This window comes from Amycolatopsis sp. 195334CR, assembly GCF_017309385.1.
GTDB lineage: Bacteria > Actinomycetota > Actinomycetes > Mycobacteriales > Pseudonocardiaceae > Amycolatopsis.
Window position 1 is genome coordinate 3,172,660 of sequence record NZ_JAFJMJ010000001.1, and the last position, 19,634, is coordinate 3,192,293.

The window sequence follows — 19,634 nt, forward strand, 5'->3', positions numbered from 1 at the left end:
AGGTGTTGTGTGATGTCCGAGCGAGGTATGCGCACCGGCTTGTGGCTGGTGGGGGCCAGAGGATCGGTAGCGACCACGGCCGCGGTCGGGCTGCTGGCGTTGCGCGCGGGGGTCGCCGGACCGACCGGGTGCGTCAGCGAACTGCCCGCGTTCGCCTCGGTGCCGCTGCCCGCGTGGGACGACATCGTGCTCGGCGGACACGACATCGTGCACACCCCGCTGGAGAAGCGGGCGGAGCAACTCGCCGACGCCGGCGTGTTCAGCCACGCGGTGCTCGCCGCCGTCCGCCCCGGCCTCACCTCCGTCGACGCCGAAATCCGCGACGGCTACCACCCCGCCACCCACACCGGCTCACAGGCTTCTGCGGGGAAAAGACTGTCAGAAGACATCCGATCGTTCGCGGCCAGGCACAACCTGGACCGCGTGGTCGTCGTCAACGTCTCGTCGACCGAGGCGCCGACCCCCGAGCTGCCCGAGCACAACGACCTCGGCCTGCTCGAAGCCGCCCTAGAGGACCCGGCGCGCGCCGTGCTCCCGCCGAGCTCGCTGATGGCCTACGCCGCTCTGCGCGCCGGCAGCCCCTACGTCGAGTTCACGCCTTCTGCGGGCATAAGCATGTCCGCGCTCCGTGCGCTCGCCGCGGACTTGGGCCTGCCGTACGCGGGTAGCGACGGCAAGACCGGCGAGACCCTGCTCCGGACCGTGCTCGCGCCGATGTTCACCTCGCGCGCCCTGCGCGTGCGCTCGTGGTCGGGCACCAACCTGCTCGGCGGCGGCGACGGCGAGACCCTCGGCGACCCGACCAAGGTCAACAGCAAGCTCGAGTCGAAGGCGCGCGGCCTGGCCGCGCTGCTCGGCGAGCAGGTCACCGCGCCGCTGCACATCGACAACGTGCCCGACCTCGGCGAGACCAAGACCGCGTGGGACAACGTGTCGTTCGAGGGCTTCCTCGGCGCGCGGATGAGCCTGCAGTTCACCTGGACCGGCTACGACTCGGCGCTGGCCGCGCCGCTGGTGCTGGACCTCGCCCGGTTCACCGCCGCCGCGCACGCCGCGGGGCAGTCGGGCGCGCTGACCGGGCTCGGCTTCTTCTTCAAGGACCCGATGGGCAGCGACGAGCACCGGTTCGCCGAGCAGACCCGCCTCCTGCACGAGTGGGCGGGCACCCTGTGAGCCGGCTACGCACCCTCGCCGAACTGGTCCGCGCCCCCGCCGCCCTCACCGTCCTCGGCGACACCGTCGCGGGTGCTTCTGCGGGGAAAAGCAGGTTGCGCGGGCGGCGGTTGTTGCTGCCGCTGGCTTCCGCCTCCTTCTACTGGGCGGGAATGGCGCTGAACGACTGGGCCGACCGCGACCTCGACGCGGTCGAGCGGCCCGAGCGCCCCATCCCGTCCGGCCGGATCTCCGCCAACGAGGCGCTGGCCACCGGCGGTGCGCTGACCGTCGCCGGGCTCAGCCTCGCCGCGCTCGGCGGCGGCAAGCAGGCGCTCAAGGTCGCCGTGCCGCTGGCCGGCGCGGTCTGGGCCTACGACACCCTGCTCAAGCCGACCCCGGCCGGCCCGCTCGGCATGGCCGTCTGCCGCGCGCTCGACGTGCTGCTCGGCGCGGGCGGCAACACCCGCGCGGCGGCCCCGGCGGCCGCGGCGATCGGCGTGCACACGCTGGGCGTCACCGCGCTGTCCACCGGCGAGGTGCACGGCGCCTCGCCGACCACCGCGAAAGCGGCACTGGCCACCAGCAGCGCGGCCACCGCGCTCGCGGTCAGCGGCCCCGCGCACACCGGCTGGCACCGGCTCGCCTCGCTCACCGCGGGCTCCGGGTACGCCGGGTTCGTCGGTCGCGCGCAGGCGGAAGCGGTCGCCGATCCGTCGGCGAAAGTTGTGCGCAACGCCACAAAAACCGGCATCCACGGCATGGTGCCGCTGCAGGCCGCCATCGCCGCCCGCGGCTCGATCGTGGGCGCCGCGCTGGTCGCCTCGGCGTTGCCGATCGCGCGCAAGCTGTCGAGGAAGGTGAGCCCCACATGACCTTCTCGCTCGGCTACGGCACGAACGGCTTCGCCAACCACCGGCTGCTCGACGCGCTCGCCGTGATCGCGGACCTCGGGTACACCGGCGTCGCGCTCACGCTGGACCACGACCACCTCAACCCCTACGCCGACGACCTGCCCAAGCAGCTCGAACGCGTGGCCGCGCGGCTGTCGTCGCTCGGGCTGAACCGGGTGGTGATCGAGACGGGCGCGCGCTACCTGCTCGACCCGTGGCGCAAGCACCACCCGACGTTGCTCTCGGACGACCCCGCGCCCCGGCTCGGCTTCCTGGAGCGGGCGATGCGGATCGCGGCCGAACTGGACGCGGACTGCGTGTCCTTCTGGTCCGGCGTCAAACCCCCTGACCTCGACGACGCCACCGCCGGCGCCCGCCTGCGCGAGGGCCTCCAGAACCTGCTTTTGCCCGCAGAAGCATTAGGGGTGCGGGTGGGGATGGAGCCCGAGCCCGGGCACTTCGTCCAGCACCTCCAGCAGGTCCTGGACCTGCGCGAACAGCTCGGCAACCACGAGCTGTTCGGCGTCACGCTCGACGTCGGGCACTGCGTCGCGGTCGAGCCGGTCGACGCCGCCGAGTGTGTGCGCCTGGCCGGTCCGCTGCTGTTCAACGTGCAACTCGACGACATGCTGCCCAACGTCCACGAGCACCTGGAGTTCGGTGAGGGGCAACTCGACCTCCCGGCGACGCTCGGTGCGCTCACCGAGATCGGCTACGAGGGCCTGGCCGCCGTCGAGCTGCCGCGGCACAGCCACGCCGCTCCCGAAGTAGCCGCCCGGGCCTTCCGCGTGCTGAACCTGCTTTTGCCCGCAGAAGCCGATCACCCCTGGGTCGTGGACGCGGTGGCGCAGGTCAGGGCCAAGCCCGACTCGATCGGCAGGTTGTTCCCGGCGGCGGGCCGCGGCGTCGGCCGCACGCCGGTCGCCGCCGAGGCCGATCCGCAGGGGCTCGTCCAGGGCACCCTCGACGACCAGGCCCGCGTCCGCCTCCTCACCGAACTGAACCTGCTTTTGCCCGCAGAAGCCTTCGCGGCGGAGGTGGGGGAGTTGTATCGGTATGGCGACGACGCGGAGCGCCGCGGCGTCCTCCGCGGGTTGAACGCGCTGGACAAGCCCGATGACAACGTCGTCGCCGCCGGGCTCCAGTTGGTCGCCGACGCTCTTCGCACCAACGACACCCGGCTGGTCGCCGCCGCCATGGGCGCGTTCGCCGCCACCCACCTCGATGCCCATTCCTGGCGCCACGGGGTACTGAAATGCCTGTTCACCGGGGTTCCCCTGGCGGCGGTCGCGGAGCTGGACCGCCGGGTCGACGATGAGCTGCGCCGCATGGTCTCGGACTACGCGGCGGAGCGGAGCGCGGCGGGCCGTGAAGTACCCGCGGACGCGCGCGCCATCTTGGAAAGGGGAGAGCACTGATGCGGATTTTCGACCCGCACATCCACATGACCTCACGCACCACCGACGACTACGAAGCGATGTACGCCGCCGGGGTCCGCGCGCTGGTCGAGCCCGCGTTCTGGCTGGGCCAGCCGCGCACCAGCGTCGGCTCGTTCACCGACTACTTCGACTCGCTGATCGGCTGGGAGCGGTTCCGCGCCGCGCAGTTCGGCATCCGCCACCACTGCACCATCGCGCTGAACCCGAAGGAGGCCAACGACCCCCGCTGCCGCGAGGTGCTCGACGTACTGCCGCGGTACCTGGCCAAGGACGGCGTGGTCGCGGTCGGCGAGGTCGGCTACGACTCGATGACCCCCGAAGAGGACGACGTCTTCGCCCGCCAACTGGAACTCGCCAAGGAGCACGAGCTGCCGGTGATGGTGCACACCCCGCACCGCGACAAGCTCGAAGGCACCAAGCGCACGCTCGACGTGGTCCGCGAGTCCGGCATCCCGATGGAGCACGTCCTGGTCGACCACCTCAACGAGGTGACTGTGGGCCTGGTCGCCGAGGCGGGCGCGTGGATGGGCTTCTCCATCTACCCCGACACCAAGATGGACGAGCACCGGATGGTGGCGATCCTGCGGGAGTACGGCCTGGAGCGCAAGATCGTCAACTCGGCCGCCGACTGGGGCCGCTCGGACCCGCTGAAAACGCTCAAGACCGGCCAGGCGATGCTCGCCGACGGGTACGAGGAGTCCCATGTGGACACCGTGCTGTGGCAGAACCCGGTCGACTTCTACGCGCAGAGCGGCAGGCTGACGCTGGACCCGCTGCCCGGGTTCAGCGGTGAGGCGAGCGAGTTCCAGGGCAACTCGGTGCTCCGGGGTGGCCGCAAGTGATCTCGTACTGCACCAACGTGCATCCCGCCGAGGACCTCGGCGGGATCCTGGCGCAGCTCGACCGGTACTCGGTACCAGTCCGCGAGCAGTACGGGGAGGACCGGCTCGGCGTCGGGCTCTGGCTGGCCGCGCCGGTCGCGCGCGGCCTCGCCGAGGACCCGGCCGCGCTGGCGAAGTTCCGTGCGGAGCTGGACGCGCGCGGGCTCGGCGTGTGCACGCTGAACGCCTTCCCGTACGGCGGTTTCCACGACGAGGTGGTCAAGCAGGCCGTCTACCATCCGAAGTGGACGGAACCGGCGCGGCTGCGGTACACGCTCGACTGCGTGACCGTGCTCGGTGGCCTGCTGGCCGACGACGCGGCATACGGCAGCATCTCCACCCTGCCGCTGGCCTGGCGGGAGCCGTGGACCCCGGTCGACGATGCCGCGGCCACCGCCGCGCTGACCGAGTTGACCGAGGTCCTCGCCCGGGGCGACCGCCCGATCCGGTTGGCGGTCGAGCCCGAACCGGGCTGCGTGCTGGACACCGTCGCCGACGCGCTCGGCTGGCTGTCCGGCCGCGTCGACCCCGCGCACATCGGGCTCTGCCTGGACACCTGCCACCTCGCGGTCTCGTTCGCCGATCCGGTGGACACCCTGCGGCGGATCGCCGACGCCGGGCTGGACGTGGTGAAGGTGCAGGCCTCGGCCGCACTGCACGTCGCCGACCCGGCCGCGGAGGACGCGAAAGCCGCACTGGCCGCCTTCGCCGAACCGCGCTACCTGCACCAGGTGCGCGAACTCGCCGAGGACGGCACCGTGCTCGCGTCGGACGACCTGCCCTCGGCCTCGGCCGAACTCCCCGCGCACGGGCCGTGGCGCGTCCACTTCCACATACCGTTGCACGCCGCCCCGCCGACGCCGCTGAGCAGCACCACCGACGTGCTGACCGCGGTGTTCGCCGAACTCGGGGGCGAGCCGCACATCGAGGTCGAGACCTACACCTGGAGCGTGCTCCCGGGTGGCGGGGACGACCTCGCCGGCGGCATCGCCGCCGAGCTGCGCTGGGCGCGCGACCAGCTGAACTCTCGAAAGGCTTCCGCATGAAACCCCTCGTGGTGCTCGACGTCGTCGGGCTGACCCCCAAGGCGCTGCGGCACATGCCGCGGCTGTCCGCGCTGGCCACCGACGGCTGGCAGGCCGAGCTCGGCACGGTGCTGCCCGCGGTCACCTGCAGCGCCCAGTCCACCTTCCTCACCGGGCTGACCCCAGCGCAGCACGGCATCGTCGGCAACGGCTGGTACTTCCGCGACCTCGGCGAGATCTACCTGTGGCGCCAGCACAACCGGCTCGTTCAGGGCGAGAAGCTGTGGGAGACGGCGCGGGCCGCGCACCCCGGCTACACCTCGGCGAACGTGTGCTGGTGGTACGCGATGGGCATGACCACCGACGTCACGGTGACGCCGCGGCCGATCTACCACGCCGACGGCCGCAAGTCGCCGGACGCCTACGTGCGGCCGGTCGAGCTGCACGACCAGCTGACCGGTGAGCTCGGCGAGTTCCCGCTGTTCCAGTACTGGGGCCCGACGGCCTCGCTGACCTCGAGCAAGTGGGTCATCGGCGCCACCCGCAAGCTTCTGCGGGAAAAAGCACCCGACCTGCTCATGGCGTACGTGCCCCACCTGGACTACGACCACCAGCGCTTCGGGCCCGACCACCCGCAGGCCGCCGTCGCCGCGCGCGAGCTGGACAACGCGCTCGCCCCGCTCCTCGACGACGCCCGCAACCGCGGCGCCACCGTGGTCGCGCTCAGCGAGTACGGCATCACCAACGTCAGCCGCCCGATCGACATCAACCGGGCGCTGCGCCGCGAGGGCCTGCTGGAGGTCTACACCCAGGCGGGCATGGAGTACCTCGACCCGTGGACCTCGCGCGCCTTCGCCGTGGCCGACCACCAGGTCGCCCACGTCTACGTCCAGGACCCCGCCGACCTCGAGCGCGTCCGGTCCGTCGTGGCCGAGCTGACCGGCGTGGACGAGGTGCTCGACCGGGAGGCCCAGGCCCGCTACGGCCTGGACCACGAGCGCGCCGGCGAGCTGGTCGCGGTCGCCGACCCCGAGTCGTGGTTCACCTACTACTACTGGACCGACGACAACCGCGCGCCCGACTTCGCGCGCGGTGTGGAGATCCACCGCAAGCCGGGTTACGACCCGGCCGAGCTGTTCTTCGACCCCGCCGACCGGCTCGCCAAGGCCAAGGCGGGGTTGAACCTGGCGAAGAAGTTCGCCGGGCTGCGGTACGCGATGAACGTGGTGCCGACCGATCCGCGCTGGGTGCGCGGCTCGCACGGCAGGCTGCCCGACTCGGCTGAGGACGGTCCGGTGCTGCTCTGCTCGGACAGCGCCTTCGAACCGGCCGGCCGGCTGTCCGCCACCGACGTGCACCCGCTGCTGCTGTCGCTGCAAGGACTCAAATAGAAGGAGTAGCTCGCTATGAGTCGTCCGATCACGCTGTTCACCGGCCAGTGGGCGGACCTGCCGTTCACCGAGGTCTGCAAGCTCGCCTCCGAATGGGGTTACGACGGGCTGGAGATCGCGTGCTCGGGCGACCACTTCGAGGTCGACCGCGCACTGTCCGAAGAGGACTACGTGCCGCAGCGCCTCGAACTGCTGGCCAAGCACAACCTCAAGGTCTGGACCATCTCGAACCACCTGGTCGGCCAGGCCGTCTGCGACGACCCGATCGACGAGCGGCACCAGGCCATCGTGCCCAGCCGCGTCTGGGGCGACGGCGAGCCGGAGGGCGTGCGGCAGCGCGCGGCCGCCGAACTCGCCGACACCGCCAGGGCCGCGGCCAAGCTCGGTGTGGACACCGTCGTCGGCTTCACCGGGTCGAAGATCTGGAAGTACGTGGCGATGTTCCCGCCGGTCTCGCAGGCCGTGATCGACGACGGCTACGAGGATTTCGCGAACCGCTGGAACCCGATCCTGGACGTGTTCGACCAGGAGGGCGTCCGGTTCGCGCACGAGGTGCACCCCTCGGAGATCGCCTACGACTTCTGGACCACGAAGCGGGCGCTGGAGGCGGTGGGCAACCGCCCGGCCTTCGGGCTGAACTGGGACCCCTCGCACTTCGTCTGGCAGGACCTCGACCCGGTCGGCTTCATCCTCGACTTCGCCGACCGGATCTACCACGTGGACTGCAAGGACACCCGGAAGCGGTTCGACGGGCGGAACGGGCGCCTCGGCTCCCACCTGCCGTGGGCGGACCCGCGGCGCGGCTGGGACTTCGTCTCCACCGGGCACGGCGACGTGCCGTGGGAGGACTGCTTCCGCGCGCTGAACTCGATCGGCTACTCCGGGCCGATCTCGGTGGAGTGGGAGGACGCCGGCATGGACCGGCTGCGCGGGGCGGCCGAGGCCGTGACCTTCCTGCGCGGCCTGCTGTTCGACAAGCCCGCGGCGGCGTTCGACGCCGCGTTCAGCAACCAGAAGTGAGGTTCATCTGATGGTCGACAGAAACCTTTCCCGTCGTTCGATGCTGCGCGGCGCGGCCGGTGCCGCGGCGGTCGGCGGCGCGATGCTGGCGCTGCCCGGGGTCGCCTCCGCCGGTGGTGGCCACGGTCACGGGCACGGCCACGGCAGCATCCCGCTGCACCGGATCAGCGTGCAGCTCTACACCCTGCGGTCGCTGCTGGAGAAGGACCTCGACGGCACGCTCGGCGCGCTGTCCGACATCGGTTTCCGCAACGTCGAGATGGCCGGGACGTACGGGCGCAGCGCGGCCGAGTTCCGCAAGATCCTGGACAAGCACCGCCTGCGCGCCACCTCCAGCCACATCGGCATCGACGGTGACGTGAACAAGCTCATCGAGGACGCCAAGACGCTGGGGCACCGGTACTCGGCGGTGCCGTGGGCCAAGTACGCGACGAAGGCCGAGTGGCAGGCCTTCGCCGAGCGGCTGGACAAGGCGTCCAGGGCCTTCGCCAAGGCAGGCATCCAGTTCGGGTACCACAACCACGACCACGAGTTCGCGCTGGTCGAGGGCGTGCGGCCGTTCGACATCCTGGCGAAGGGCACCAGCAGCCGGTACACCCACTTCGAGGTCGACCTGTACTGGGCGGTGGTGGCCGGGGTGGACCCGGTGAAGCTGTTCCGGGAGCAGCGCGGGCGGGTGCTGCAGTACCACGTCAAGGACCGCGGCGCGGACGGCGGCTGGGCCGACGTGGGCACCGGGAACATCGACTTCCGGAAGATCTTCGACGGCACCCCCGGCATCCGGGAGTACATCGTGGAGCACGACAATCCGGCCGATCCGCTCAAAACCGCCAAGGTCGGCTTCGATTACCTCCGGAAAGTCCGGTTCTGAGTTCCATTCGGCGGGAGCGGCTCCGGGCGTCTCCTGGCGCGGTGATCGGCGGGCGTAGCGTGGCGCGGGTTGCAGCAGGCGACACGAGGAGGGCGCTGTGAACACCGAGCAGAACGAGTGGACCGAGCCGGTGCCGGAAACCACCGGCCGCCGCGCCGCCCCGGAGGGCGCGCCCCGGCATCCGCTGATCGACCTCACCCGGGACCCGAACCCGGGCCGGCCGGATCACGCCAAGCCGGAGGACTGAACCACGGCCCACGAGTGGGGCGTCACCGCACCGCCGGTGGCGCCCCACTCGTGTGTCCAGCTCCCGAAGATCATCTCCAGTCCGCTCCCGGGCGGGATCGGCTTCTGCGGGGAAAAGGAGGTCACCGCGCTGACCTGCGCGAATGCGGACACCCGCGCCCGCCGGAACCTGCTTCTGCGGGCAAAAGCAGGTTCCGGCGGGTGGGTGGGGTGGTGGTGACGCGGCCGGTGGGAATCCGCCACGCTCCGCGGTGGAGGCGCTAGACTGGGTGGTCCGTCCCCGGATACGACCCCCCGATTGGGAGCTGCCCATCGGGCCGGGTATCTTTGATGACCGTGCCCGGCACATGTCGGGCCGCTCCGTGTGCCGTCAGGCGCCGGGCGGGACGCGTGCAGCGCTCGCCGGGCCGTTCAGGCGGGCTGGCGAGCACAAGCAGTTCCACGGAAACCCCGATGGGAAGTCAGTTGGGTCGTCAGACCCTGACGCGGGCCGACACGCCCGACCGCGGGGGCCGGGGAGAAACAAGCAAGATCGCGACAGAAAGCTGGTCCATTGCCCACGATCCAGCAGCTGGTCCGCAAGGGCCGCCAGGACAAGGCTGCCAAGCAGAAGACCGCGGCCCTCAAGGGGAGCCCGCAGCGGCGTGGCGTGTGCACCCGCGTGTACACCACGACCCCCAAGAAGCCGAACTCGGCGCTGCGCAAGGTCGCTCGTGTGAAGCTGACCAGCGGCATCGAGGTCACCGCCTACATCCCCGGTGAAGGCCACAACCTGCAGGAGCACTCGATGGTGCTCGTGCGCGGCGGCCGTGTGAAGGACCTGCCGGGGGTCCGCTACAAGATCATCCGCGGTTCGCTCGACACGCAGGGCGTGAAGAACCGCAAGCAGGCGCGCAGCCGGTACGGCGCGAAGAAGGAGAAGAGCTGATATGCCCCGCAAGGGTCCCGCGCCGAAGCGGCCGTTGATCTCCGACCCCGTCTACGCCTCGCCGCTGGTCACCCAGCTGGTGAACAAGGTGCTGAAGGACGGGAAGCGGTCCCTGGCCGAGCGCATCGTCTACGGCGCGCTCGAAGGCGCTCGCGAGAAGACCGGCACCGACCCGGTCGTCACGCTGAAGCGCGCGCTCGACAACGTGAAGCCCACCATCGAGGTGAAGAGCCGCCGCGTCGGTGGCGCCACCTACCAGGTGCCGATCGAGGTCAAGCCCGGCCGCTCGACCACCCTTGCGCTGCGCTGGCTGGTCTCGTTCTCGCAGGCGCGCCGTGAGAAGACGATGATCGAGCGCCTGCAGAACGAGCTCCTCGACGCGAGCAACGGCCTCGGGGCGAGCGTGAAGCGCCGCGAGGACACGCACAAGATGGCCGAGTCCAACAAGGCGTTCGCCCACTACCGCTGGTGACGTCCGCCCGGCTGTCGATCCAAGCCAGCCCGGGCCCCAAGCTTGAGACAGGGGAACACTGCAGTGGCACGTGACGTGCTGACCGACCTGAACCAGGTCCGCAACATCGGCATCATGGCCCACATCGACGCCGGTAAGACCACCACGACCGAGCGGATCCTGTTCTACACCGGGATCAACTACAAGATCGGCGAGGTCCACGACGGCGCCGCCACCATGGACTGGATGGAGGAGGAGCAGAAGCGGGGTATCACCATCACCTCGGCTGCCACCACCACCTTCTGGGCCGACCACCAGATCAACATCATCGACACCCCGGGTCACGTCGACTTCACCGTCGAGGTGGAGCGTTCGCTGCGGGTGCTCGACGGTGCGGTCGCCGTCTTCGACGGCAAGGAAGGTGTCGAGCCGCAGTCCGAGCAGGTCTGGCGCCAGGCGGACAAGTACGAGGTCCCGCGCATCTGCTTCGTCAACAAGATGGACAAGCTCGGTGCGGACTTCTACTTCACCGTGAAGACCATCGAGGACCGCCTCGGGGCCCGGCCGCTGGTCATCCAGCTGCCGATCGGCGCCGAGAGCGACTTCGAGGGCGTCATCGACCTGGTCCGCATGAAGGCGCTGACCTGGCGCGGCGAGGTCCAGAAGGGTGAGGACTACGCGGTCGAGGACATCCCCGCCGCGCTCGCCGACAAGGCCGCCGAGTACCGCGAGAAGCTGGTCGAGGCGATCGCCGAGACCGACGACGCGCTGATGGAGAAGTTCTTCGGCGGCGAGGAGCTGTCCGAGGCCGAGATCAAGGCCGGCATCCGCAAGCTGACGATCGCGCGTGAGGCGTACCCGGTGCTCACCGGTTCCGCCTTCAAGAACAAGGGCGTGCAGCCCATGCTCGACGCGGTGATCGACTACCTGCCGTCGCCGCTGGACGTCCCGGCCGTCGAGGGCACCCTCACCGACGGTGAGACCAAGGCCACCCGTGAGGCCTCGGTCTCCGAGCCGTTCTCCGCGCTCGCGTTCAAGATCGCCGCGCACCCGTTCTTCGGGAAGCTGACCTACATCCGGGTCTACTCGGGCAAGGTCGCCAAGGGCTCCCAGGTCGTCAACGCGACCAAGGAGCGCAAGGAGCGCATCGGCGGCCTGTTCCAGATGCACTCCAACAAGGAGAACCCGGTCGACGAGGGCCAGGCCGGCCACATCTACGCGGTGCAGGGCCTGAAGGACACCACCACCGGTGACACCCTGGCCGACCCGCAGAACCCGGTCGTGCTCGAGTCGATGACCTTCCCGGAGCCGGTCATCCGGGTGGCCATCGAGCCGAAGACCAAGGCCGACCAGGAGAAGCTGTCGCTGGCCATCCAGCGTCTCGCCGAAGAGGACCCGACCTTCCAGGTCAACCTCGACGAGGAGACCGGCCAGACGATCATCGCCGGCATGGGTGAGCTGCACCTCGAGGTGCTGGTGAACCGGATGAAGTCCGACTACAAGGTCGAGGCGAACATCGGCAAGCCGCAGGTCGCCTACCGCGAGACGATCAAGAAGACCGTCGAGAAGCTCGACTACGTGCACAAGAAGCAGACCGGTGGCTCCGGTCAGTTCGCCAAGGTGATCGTCAAGCTGGAGCCGCTCGCGACGACCGACGGTGCGCTGTACGAGTTCGACAACAAGGTCACCGGCGGCCGCATCCCGCGGGAGTACATCCCGTCGGTGGACGCGGGCGCCCAGGACGCCATGCAGTACGGCGTGCTGGCCGGTTACCCGCTGGTGGGGTTGAAGCTGACCCTGCTGGACGGTGCGTACCACGAGGTCGACTCTTCGGAGATGGCGTTCAAGATCGCCGGTTCGATGGCGATGAAGGAAGCCGCGAAGAAGGCCGGCCCGGTGATCCTCGAGCCGCTGATGGCCGTCGAGGTCACCACGCCCGAGGACTACATGGGTGACGTGATCGGTGACCTGAACTCCCGCCGTGGCCAGATCCAGGCCATGGAGGAGCGCGCAGGGACCCGTGTCGTGAAGGCACTGGTTCCGCTGTCGGAGATGTTCGGCTACGTCGGTGACCTGCGGTCGCGTACCCAGGGCCGGGCGAACTACTCCATGCAGTTCGACTCCTACGCCGAGGTTCCCGCGAACGTCGCGAAGGAGATCGTCGCCAAGGCGACGGGGGAGTAACACCCCAAGCCCGCGGTCGTGCGGGCCCCGAAGCGGGGCCCGCCCGGCCGACCAGATGATTCGCCGTCGACAGCCACGTCGTTCGGTGAGCAAGCTCAAAAAGTCCAGGAGGACATTCCAGTGGCGAAGGCGAAGTTCGAGCGGAGCAAGCCGCACGTCAACATCGGAACCATCGGTCACGTCGACCACGGGAAGACCACTCTGACCGCGGCGATCACCAAGGTTCTGCACGACAAGTACCCGGAGCTCAACGAGTCGCGGGCGTTCGACCAGATCGACAACGCGCCGGAAGAGAAGCAGCGCGGTATCACGATCAACATCTCGCACGTCGAGTACCAGACCGAGAAGCGCCACTACGCCCACGTGGACGCCCCCGGTCACGCGGACTACATCAAGAACATGATCACCGGTGCCGCGCAGATGGACGGCGCGATCCTGGTGGTGGCCGCGACCGACGGCCCGATGCCGCAGACCCGCGAGCACGTGCTGCTGGCCCGCCAGGTCGGTGTGCCCTACATCGTGGTGGCGCTGAACAAGGCCGACATGGTCGACGACGAGGAGATCCTCGAGCTGGTCGAGCTGGAGGTCCGCGAGCTGCTGTCCTCCCAGGAGTTCCCCGGCGACGACGCCCCCGTGGTGCGCGTGTCCGGCCTGAAGGCCCTCGAGGGCGACGAGAAGTGGGCCGAGGCCGTTCTCGAGCTGATGACCGCCGTCGACGACAGCGTGCCGGACCCGGTGCGTGACCTCGACAAGCCGTTCCTGATGCCGATCGAGGACGTCTTCACCATCACCGGTCGTGGCACCGTGGTGACCGGTCGCGTGGAGCGCGGCCAGGTCAACGTGAACGAAGAGGTCGAGATCGTCGGCATCCGCGAGAAGTCGACCAAGACCACCGTCACCGGTGTCGAGATGTTCCGCAAGCTGCTCGACTCGGGCCAGGCGGGCGACAACGTCGGCCTCCTGCTGCGCGGCATCAAGCGCGAGGACGTCGAGCGCGGCCAGGTCATCGTGAAGCCGGGCACCACCACCCCGCACACGGAGTTCGAGGGCTCGGTCTACATCCTGTCGAAGGACGAGGGTGGCCGTCACACCCCGTTCTTCAACAACTACCGCCCGCAGTTCTACTTCCGCACCACCGACGTCACCGGCGTGGTCACCCTCGCCGAGGGCACCGAGATGGTGATGCCGGGCGACAACACCAACATCAGCGTGTCGCTGATCCAGCCGATCGCCATGGACGAGGGTCTGCGGTTCGCCATCCGCGAGGGTGGCCGCACCGTCGGCGCCGGCCAGGTCACCAAGATCAACAAGTGATTTCCACCTGAACCCGGGGGGCTCCTGACCCCGGGTTCAGGTCGTGAAATCGCCTGTGCGACACTATTCAGGTTGCTTCGTGATGGGGCGGCCGAACCCGACCCGGGTTGCGGCCGCCCTGTCACGAGAGCCGAGGTCCGCCGAGCTCTTCCTTCGGGTGAGGGTTGCGGGCAAGGGACGCCGGTTTCCGGCGGCCCCCTCACGTTGAGGAAGACCAGGCAGGACGACGATCCCGAGGGATCCGTCTGTGCAGCGGGCGCGACACGCCCGACCGCGTGGACCGGAGACCAGGCCGTTGAACTGCGGAAACCGGGGCTCCGGCCCGGGTTGAACAGATAGCGGCACGAGACGACAAGGAACGCAGCCACCATGGCGGGACAGAAGATCCGCATTCGGCTCAAGGCCTACGACCACGAGGCGATCGACGCCAGCGCGCGCAAGATCGTCGAGACGGTCACGCGCACCGGTGCCTCAGTCGTGGGCCCGGTGCCGCTGCCCACCGAGAAGAACGTTTATTGCGTCATCCGCTCGCCGCACAAGTACAAGGACTCGCGCGAGCACTTCGAGATGCGCACGCACAAGCGGCTGATCGACATCCTCGACCCGACGCCGAAGACGGTGGACGCGCTCATGCGCATCGACCTGCCGGCCAGCGTCGACGTCAACATCCAGTAAGCGTTTGGCGAGCGGCGGAGATAAGAGACTCATGTCTGACAGGCAAGTGAAGGGCATCCTGGGCACCAAGCTCGGCATGACCCAGGTCTTCGACGAGAACAACCGGATGGTTCCGGTGACCGTCGTGCAGGCCGGGCCGAACGTGGTTACCCAGGTCCGTACCCAGGACAAAGACGGCTACAGCGCCGTGCAGCTGGCCTTCGGCGCCGTGGACCCGCGCCGGGTCAACAAGCCGCGCACGGGCCACTTCGACAAGGCCGGGGTGACCCCGCGCCGGCACCTCGCCGAGCTGCGCACCACCGACGCCGACGGCTACGAGGTCGGGCAGGAGATCACCGCCGAGGTGTTCCCCGCCGGCACGGTCGTCGACATCACCGGCACCACCAAGGGCAAGGGCTACGCCGGTGTCATGAAGCGTCACGGCTTCAAGGGCCAGGGCGCCAGCCACGGTGCGCAGGCCGTGCACCGCAAGCCCGGCTCGATCGGTGGCTGCGCCACCCCGGGCCGCGTCTTCAAGGGGCTCCGCATGGCGGGCCGGATGGGTTCCGCGCGGGTCACCACGCAGGGCCTGACCGTGCACGACGTGCGCGCCGACGAGGGCCTGCTGCTGATCAAGGGCGCGGTCCCCGGGAACAAGGGCGGTCTGGTCTTCGTCAGGACCGCCGCGAAGGGTGGTAACACCGAATGACCAGCGTCGAGCTGAAGACCCCGGCCGGTAAAGCCGACGGCACGATCGAGCTCCCCGCGGAGATCTTCGACGTGCAGGCCAACGTGCCGCTGATGCACCAGGTCGTGACGGCCCAGCTGGCCGCCGCGCGGCAGGGCACGCACGACACCAAGACCCGCGGCGAGGTCGCGGGTGGTGGCAAGAAGCCGTACCGCCAGAAGGGCACCGGTCGCGCCCGCCAGGGTTCGATCCGCGCCCCGCAGTTCACCGGTGGTGGCGTCGTCCACGGCCCCACGCCGCGCGACTACACCCAGCGCACCCCGAAGAAGATGAAGGCCGCCGCCCTGCGTGGCGCCCTCTCCGACCGGGCGCGCGCCGGCCAGCTGCACGTGGTCACCGAGCTGGTCACCGGCGAGAAGCCGTCGACCAAGGCCGCCAAGACCGCGCTGCGCGCGCTGACCGAGGCCAAGCGGGTGCTCGTGGTGCTGCACCGCGACGACGAGCTGACCTGGCGCTCGGTGCGCAACCTCACCGACGTGCACCTGATCACGCCGGACCAGCTCAACACCTATGACGTGCTGGTCAACGACGACGTGGTGTTCACCAAGTCCGCGTACGACGTCTTCGTCGCCGGCCCCGCCAAGGGCAAGGGCGCCAAGGCGACCGCGCGGTCGAGCGAAGTTGCCGAAGGGAGTGACGAGCAGTGAGTTCCGTCGCCATTCCTGACCCCCGCGACATCGTGCTCGCGCCGGTGATCTCCGAGAAGTCCTACGGGCTGCTCGAGGACCACAAGTACACGTTCGTGGTTCGCCCGGACGCCAACAAGACCCAGATCAAGATCGCCATCGAGCAGATCTTCGGGGTCAAGGTCGTCAGCGTGAACACGCTGAACCGCCAGGGCAAGCGCAAGCGCACCCGGTACGGCTTCGGCAAGCGCAAGGACATCAAGCGCGCCGTCGTGACCCTGTCCGCTGAGAGCAAGCCGATCGAGATCTTCGGCGGACCCGCCGCGTAAGGGACTGAGCAGACATGGGTATTCGCAAGTACAAGCCGACCACTCCCGGTCGCCGTGGCTCCAGCGTCTCCGACTTCTCGGAGATCACGCGGTCCACCCCGGAGAAGTCGCTGCTGCGTCCGCTGCACGGCCGTGGCGGCCGCAACGCCTCCGGCAAGATCACCACCCGGCACAAGGGTGGCGGCCACAAGCGGGCGTACCGGCTGATCGACTTCCGCCGCCACGACAAGGACGGCATCCCGGCCAAGGTCGCGCACATCGAGTACGACCCCAACCGGTCGGCCCGCATCGCGCTGCTGCACTACGCGGACGGCGAGAAGCGCTACATCATCGCGCCGGAGAAGCTCCGCCAGGGCGACACCGTGGAGAACGGCCCCCGCGCCGACATCAAGCCCGGTAACAACCTGCCGCTGCGCAACATCCCGGTCGGCACGGTGATCCACGCGATCGAGCTCCGCCCCGGTGGCGGCGCCAAGATCGCCCGGTCCGCCGGTGCCAAGGTCCAGCTGGTGGCCAAGGACGGTCCCTACGCCCAGCTGCGGATGCCCTCGGGCGAGATCCGCAACGTGGACGTGCGCAACCGCGCCACGGTCGGCGAGGTCGGCAACTCCGAGCACGCCAACATCAACTGGGGCAAGGCCGGTCGTAACCGCTGGCGGGGCAAGCGCCCCACCGTCCGCGGTGTGGTGATGAACCCGGTCGACCACCCGCACGGTGGTGGTGAGGGGAAGACCTCCGGTGGTCGCCACCCGGTCAACCCGAACGGCAAGCCGGAGGGTCGCACCCGCCGCAACAAGCCGAGTGACAAGCTGATCGTCCGCCGCCGGCGTACCGGCAAGAAGCGCTGAGCAGGGAGGTAGAAGACTATGCCGCGCAGCCTGAAGAAGGGCCCGTTCGTGGATGACCACCTGCTCAAGAAGGTGGACGCGCTGAACGAGTCCGGCAAGAAGACGGTGATCAAGACCTGGTCCCGCCGCTCCACGATCATCCCCGACTTCCTGGGGCACACGATCGCGGTGCACGACGGCCGCAAGCACGTCCCGGTGTTCGTCACCGAGGCGATGGTGGGTCACAAGCTGGGCGAGTTCGCCCCGACGCGGACCTTCAAGGGTCACATCAAGGACGACCGCAAGTCCCGCCGCCGCTGAGCGGTGCGACAGACAGCAAAGAGGTAGCAAGCGATGAACGCCAAGGATGCGACGGTCGAGGCAGAACTGCCGACGGCCTTCGCGCGGGCTCGCTTCGTCCGGGACTCGCCGACCAAGGTGCGCCGGGTGATCGAGCTCATCAAGGGCCGCAGCGCCGCCGACGCCCTCGCCGTGCTGCGGTTCGCACCGCAGGCGGCCAGTGAGCCGGTGGCGAAGGTGCTCGCCAGCGCCATGGCCAACGCCGAGAACAACCTCGACCTCGACCCCGACACCCTCTGGGTCAAGAACGCGTACGCCGACGAGGGCCCGACCCTCAAGCGCATCCGCCCGCGGGCCCAGGGCCGCGCGTACCGGATCCGCAAGCGCACGAGCCACATCACCGTCGAGGTGGAGTCGCGGCCGAAGGCCGACAAGAAGGCGAAGAGCAAGAAGGCAGGTGGCCGGTAGTGGGCCAGAAGATCAACCCGCACGGCTTCCGGCTGGGCATCACCACGGACTGGAAGTCCCGCTGGTACGCCGACAAGCAGTACGCCGAGTACGTGGCGGAGGACGTCAAGATCCGCAAGCTCCTGTCCACGGGCATGGAGCGGGCCGGCATCTCGAAGGTGGAGATCGAGCGCACCCGTGACCGGGTCCGCGTGGACATCCACACCGCCCGCCCCGGCATCGTCATCGGCCGCCGCGGCGCCGAGGCCGACCGGATCCGCGGTGCGCTGGAGAAGCTGACCAAGAAGCAGGTCCAGCTGAACATCCTCGAGGTGAAGAACCCCGAGGCCGACGCGCAGCTGGTCGCGCAGGGTGTGGCGGAGCAGCTCTCCAACCGCGTGGCGTTCCGCCGCGCGATGCGGAAGGCGATCCAGAGCTCCATGCGCTCGCCGCAGGTCAAGGGCATCCGCGTGCAGTGCGGTGGCCGCCTCGGCGGTGCCGAGATGTCGCGCTCGGAGCACTACCGCGACGGCCGCGTGCCGCTGCACACGCTGCGCGCCGACATCGACTACGGCTTCTTCGAGGCCCGCACCACCTTCGGCCGCATCGGCGTGAAGGTGTGGATCTACAAGGGTGACGTGGTCGGCGGGCTCAAGGCCAAGGAGGCGCGTGACGCCGCCGCGGCCGCCGAGCGCGCGCCGCGTCGCGACCGTGGCGACCGTCCGTCCCGCCCGCGCCGCTCCGGCGCGTCGGGCACCACGGCCACCTCCACGGAAGCGGGCCGGGCCGCCGCGGCGACCAAGAACGACACCGCCGCCGAGTCGGCGACCCCGGCTGCCGAGGGCACCACCCCGGCCGCCGCAGAGAAGACGGAGGGCTGACGTGCTCATCCCGCGCAAGGTCAAGCACCGGAAGCAGCACTCGCCGAAGCGCGCCGGTGCCGCCAAGGGCGGTACCAAGGTCAGCTTCGGTGACCTGGGGATCCAGGCACTCGAGCACAGCTACGTGACGAACCGGCAGATCGAGGCGGCCCGTATCGCCATGACCCGCCACATCAAGCGTGGCGGCAAGGTGTGGACCACCATCTACCCGGACCGCCCGCTGACCAAGAAGCCCGCCGAGACCCGCATGGGTTCCGGTAAGGGTTCGCCCGAGTGGTGGATCGCCAACGTCAAGCCGGGCCGGGTGATGTTCGAACTGAGCTTCCCCAACGAGGCCACGGCTCGCGAGGCGCTCCGCCGCGCGATCCACAAGCTGCCCATGAAGTGCCGAATCGTGACCCGTGAAGGTGGTGAGTTCTGATGGCGAAGGCCGGAGCTGCTGCGGCATCGGAGCTGCGCGAACTCACTGCGGAGGAGCTCGTGCTGCGCCTCAAGGAGGCCAAGGAGGAGCTGTTCAACCTCCGCTTCCAGATGGCCACCGGGCAGCTGGACAACAACCGCAGGCTGCGCGCCGTCCGCTCGGACATCGCGCGCATCTACACGGTGATGCGCGAGCGCGAGCTCGGGCTGTCCGTCTCCCCCGATGACGCCGAGAACGAAGAAGGTGCCGCATGAGCGAGCCGATCGCGGCGCAGGACCAGGCGTCCGGCCGCAACTACCGCAAGGTCCGGGAGGGCCTGGTCGTCTCCGACAAGATGGACAAGACCATCGTCGTCGAGCTCGAGGACCGCAAGAAGCACGCCCTCTACGGCAAGGTCATGCGGTCCACCACCAAGGTGAAGGCGCACGACGAGGAGAACACCGCCGGCAAGGGCGACCGCGTTCTGCTCATGGAGACCCGACCGCTGTCGGCCACGAAGCGCTGGCGGCTCGTCGAGATCCGCGAGAAGGCCAAGTAAGCCGGGGGACTTTCCAAGTTCCCTATCCGTTCCGCCAGGCTCACCCCGGACCACGGGGTGAGAACCGG

The 19,634-nt window shown here is 69.4% G+C and carries 24 protein-coding genes; all 24 read left to right on the forward strand.

Features of this window, described 5'->3' with window-relative positions; genetic code table 11:
• Positions 1-12: 12 nt before the first annotated feature.
• The 24 genes from JYK18_RS15570 to rpsQ all read left to right on the forward strand — a co-directional run bounded on the left by JYK18_RS15570 (position 13) and on the right by rpsQ (position 19,566).
• Positions 13-1,173 carry an inositol-3-phosphate synthase gene (locus JYK18_RS15570; protein WP_206802751.1) on the forward strand — a complete coding sequence of 387 codons (1,161 nt, stop codon included), beginning with the start codon at positions 13-15 and terminating at the stop codon, positions 1,171-1,173.
• The gene (locus JYK18_RS15575) at positions 1,170-2,027 is read left to right on the forward strand and encodes an SCO3242 family prenyltransferase (RefSeq protein ID WP_206802752.1); all 858 of its coding nucleotides are present in this window, start codon (positions 1,170-1,172) and stop codon (positions 2,025-2,027) included. The genes JYK18_RS15570 and JYK18_RS15575 overlap by 4 nt, the downstream gene beginning before the upstream one ends.
• The gene (locus JYK18_RS15580) at positions 2,024-3,463 is read left to right on the forward strand and encodes an EboA domain-containing protein (RefSeq protein ID WP_206802753.1); all 1,440 of its coding nucleotides are present in this window, start codon (positions 2,024-2,026) and stop codon (positions 3,461-3,463) included. Before JYK18_RS15575 ends, JYK18_RS15580 begins: the two co-directional genes overlap by 4 nt.
• Positions 3,463-4,326 (forward strand): TatD family hydrolase, encoded by an 864-nt coding sequence (locus JYK18_RS15585; RefSeq protein WP_206802754.1) that lies wholly within the window; start codon positions 3,463-3,465, stop codon positions 4,324-4,326. The genes JYK18_RS15580 and JYK18_RS15585 overlap by 1 nt, the downstream gene beginning before the upstream one ends.
• Positions 4,323-5,411 carry a metabolite traffic protein EboE gene (gene eboE / locus JYK18_RS15590; RefSeq protein ID WP_206802755.1) on the forward strand — a complete coding sequence of 363 codons (1,089 nt, stop codon included), beginning with the start codon at positions 4,323-4,325 and terminating at the stop codon, positions 5,409-5,411. The genes JYK18_RS15585 and eboE overlap by 4 nt, the downstream gene beginning before the upstream one ends.
• Positions 5,408-6,781, forward strand: a complete 1,374-nt coding sequence (locus JYK18_RS15595; RefSeq protein ID WP_206802756.1) for an alkaline phosphatase family protein — start codon at positions 5,408-5,410, stop codon at positions 6,779-6,781. Before eboE ends, JYK18_RS15595 begins: the two co-directional genes overlap by 4 nt.
• A gap of 15 nt (positions 6,782-6,796) precedes the next feature.
• Positions 6,797-7,801 carry a sugar phosphate isomerase/epimerase gene (locus JYK18_RS15600; RefSeq protein WP_206802757.1) on the forward strand — a complete coding sequence of 335 codons (1,005 nt, stop codon included), beginning with the start codon at positions 6,797-6,799 and terminating at the stop codon, positions 7,799-7,801.
• 10 nt (positions 7,802-7,811) lie between these two features.
• Positions 7,812-8,672 carry a sugar phosphate isomerase/epimerase gene (locus tag JYK18_RS15605; RefSeq protein ID WP_206802758.1) on the forward strand — a complete coding sequence of 287 codons (861 nt, stop codon included), beginning with the start codon at positions 7,812-7,814 and terminating at the stop codon, positions 8,670-8,672.
• Between the two features lie 97 nt (positions 8,673-8,769).
• Positions 8,770-8,919: a hypothetical protein gene (locus JYK18_RS15610; protein WP_206802759.1), complete on the forward strand. Its 150-nt coding sequence runs from the start codon at positions 8,770-8,772 to the stop codon at positions 8,917-8,919.
• Positions 8,920-9,471: 552 nt separating this feature from the next.
• Positions 9,472-9,846 (forward strand): 30S ribosomal protein S12, encoded by a 375-nt coding sequence (gene rpsL / locus JYK18_RS15615; protein ID WP_003102113.1) that lies wholly within the window; start codon positions 9,472-9,474, stop codon positions 9,844-9,846.
• A 1-nt stretch (position 9,847) separates the two neighbouring features.
• Positions 9,848-10,318, forward strand: coding sequence for a 30S ribosomal protein S7 (gene rpsG, locus JYK18_RS15620; protein WP_007031033.1), 471 nt, complete (start codon positions 9,848-9,850; stop codon positions 10,316-10,318).
• A gap of 63 nt (positions 10,319-10,381) precedes the next feature.
• Positions 10,382-12,481: an elongation factor G gene (gene fusA / locus JYK18_RS15625; protein WP_206802760.1), complete on the forward strand. Its 2,100-nt coding sequence runs from the start codon at positions 10,382-10,384 to the stop codon at positions 12,479-12,481.
• A gap of 120 nt (positions 12,482-12,601) precedes the next feature.
• Positions 12,602-13,795 carry an elongation factor Tu gene (gene tuf / locus JYK18_RS15630; protein WP_206802761.1) on the forward strand — a complete coding sequence of 398 codons (1,194 nt, stop codon included), beginning with the start codon at positions 12,602-12,604 and terminating at the stop codon, positions 13,793-13,795.
• Positions 13,796-14,164: 369 nt separating this feature from the next.
• Entirely contained in the window at positions 14,165-14,470 is a 306-nt protein-coding gene (gene rpsJ / locus JYK18_RS15635; RefSeq protein ID WP_003883485.1) for a 30S ribosomal protein S10, read from the forward strand.
• Positions 14,471-14,501: 31 nt separating this feature from the next.
• Positions 14,502-15,158: a 50S ribosomal protein L3 gene (gene rplC, locus JYK18_RS15640; protein ID WP_206802762.1), complete on the forward strand. Its 657-nt coding sequence runs from the start codon at positions 14,502-14,504 to the stop codon at positions 15,156-15,158.
• Positions 15,155-15,844, forward strand: coding sequence for a 50S ribosomal protein L4 (gene rplD, locus JYK18_RS15645; protein ID WP_206802763.1), 690 nt, complete (start codon positions 15,155-15,157; stop codon positions 15,842-15,844). The genes rplC and rplD overlap by 4 nt, the downstream gene beginning before the upstream one ends.
• The gene (rplW, locus tag JYK18_RS15650) at positions 15,841-16,152 is read left to right on the forward strand and encodes a 50S ribosomal protein L23 (protein WP_153035999.1); all 312 of its coding nucleotides are present in this window, start codon (positions 15,841-15,843) and stop codon (positions 16,150-16,152) included. The genes rplD and rplW overlap by 4 nt, the downstream gene beginning before the upstream one ends.
• 14 nt (positions 16,153-16,166) lie before the next feature.
• Positions 16,167-17,000 (forward strand): 50S ribosomal protein L2, encoded by an 834-nt coding sequence (rplB, locus tag JYK18_RS15655; protein WP_153035998.1) that lies wholly within the window; start codon positions 16,167-16,169, stop codon positions 16,998-17,000.
• 18 nt (positions 17,001-17,018) lie between these two features.
• Complete coding sequence (rpsS, locus tag JYK18_RS15660; RefSeq protein ID WP_003102083.1) at positions 17,019-17,300, forward strand: 30S ribosomal protein S19; 282 nt, start codon at positions 17,019-17,021, stop codon at positions 17,298-17,300.
• Between the two features lie 33 nt (positions 17,301-17,333).
• Positions 17,334-17,747, forward strand: coding sequence for a 50S ribosomal protein L22 (gene rplV / locus JYK18_RS15665; RefSeq protein WP_113695886.1), 414 nt, complete (start codon positions 17,334-17,336; stop codon positions 17,745-17,747).
• A complete protein-coding gene (gene rpsC, locus JYK18_RS15670) occupies positions 17,747-18,607 on the forward strand; it encodes a 30S ribosomal protein S3 (protein WP_113695887.1) in 861 nt (286 codons plus the stop codon). Before rplV ends, rpsC begins: the two co-directional genes overlap by 1 nt.
• Before the next feature lies 1 nt (position 18,608).
• Positions 18,609-19,028, forward strand: coding sequence for a 50S ribosomal protein L16 (gene rplP, locus JYK18_RS15675; RefSeq protein ID WP_113695888.1), 420 nt, complete (start codon positions 18,609-18,611; stop codon positions 19,026-19,028).
• Positions 19,028-19,282, forward strand: coding sequence for a 50S ribosomal protein L29 (gene rpmC / locus JYK18_RS15680; protein ID WP_113695889.1), 255 nt, complete (start codon positions 19,028-19,030; stop codon positions 19,280-19,282). The genes rplP and rpmC overlap by 1 nt, the downstream gene beginning before the upstream one ends.
• Entirely contained in the window at positions 19,279-19,566 is a 288-nt protein-coding gene (gene rpsQ / locus JYK18_RS15685) for a 30S ribosomal protein S17 (protein ID WP_206802764.1), read from the forward strand. The genes rpmC and rpsQ overlap by 4 nt, the downstream gene beginning before the upstream one ends.
• Positions 19,567-19,634: the final 68 nt, after the last annotated feature.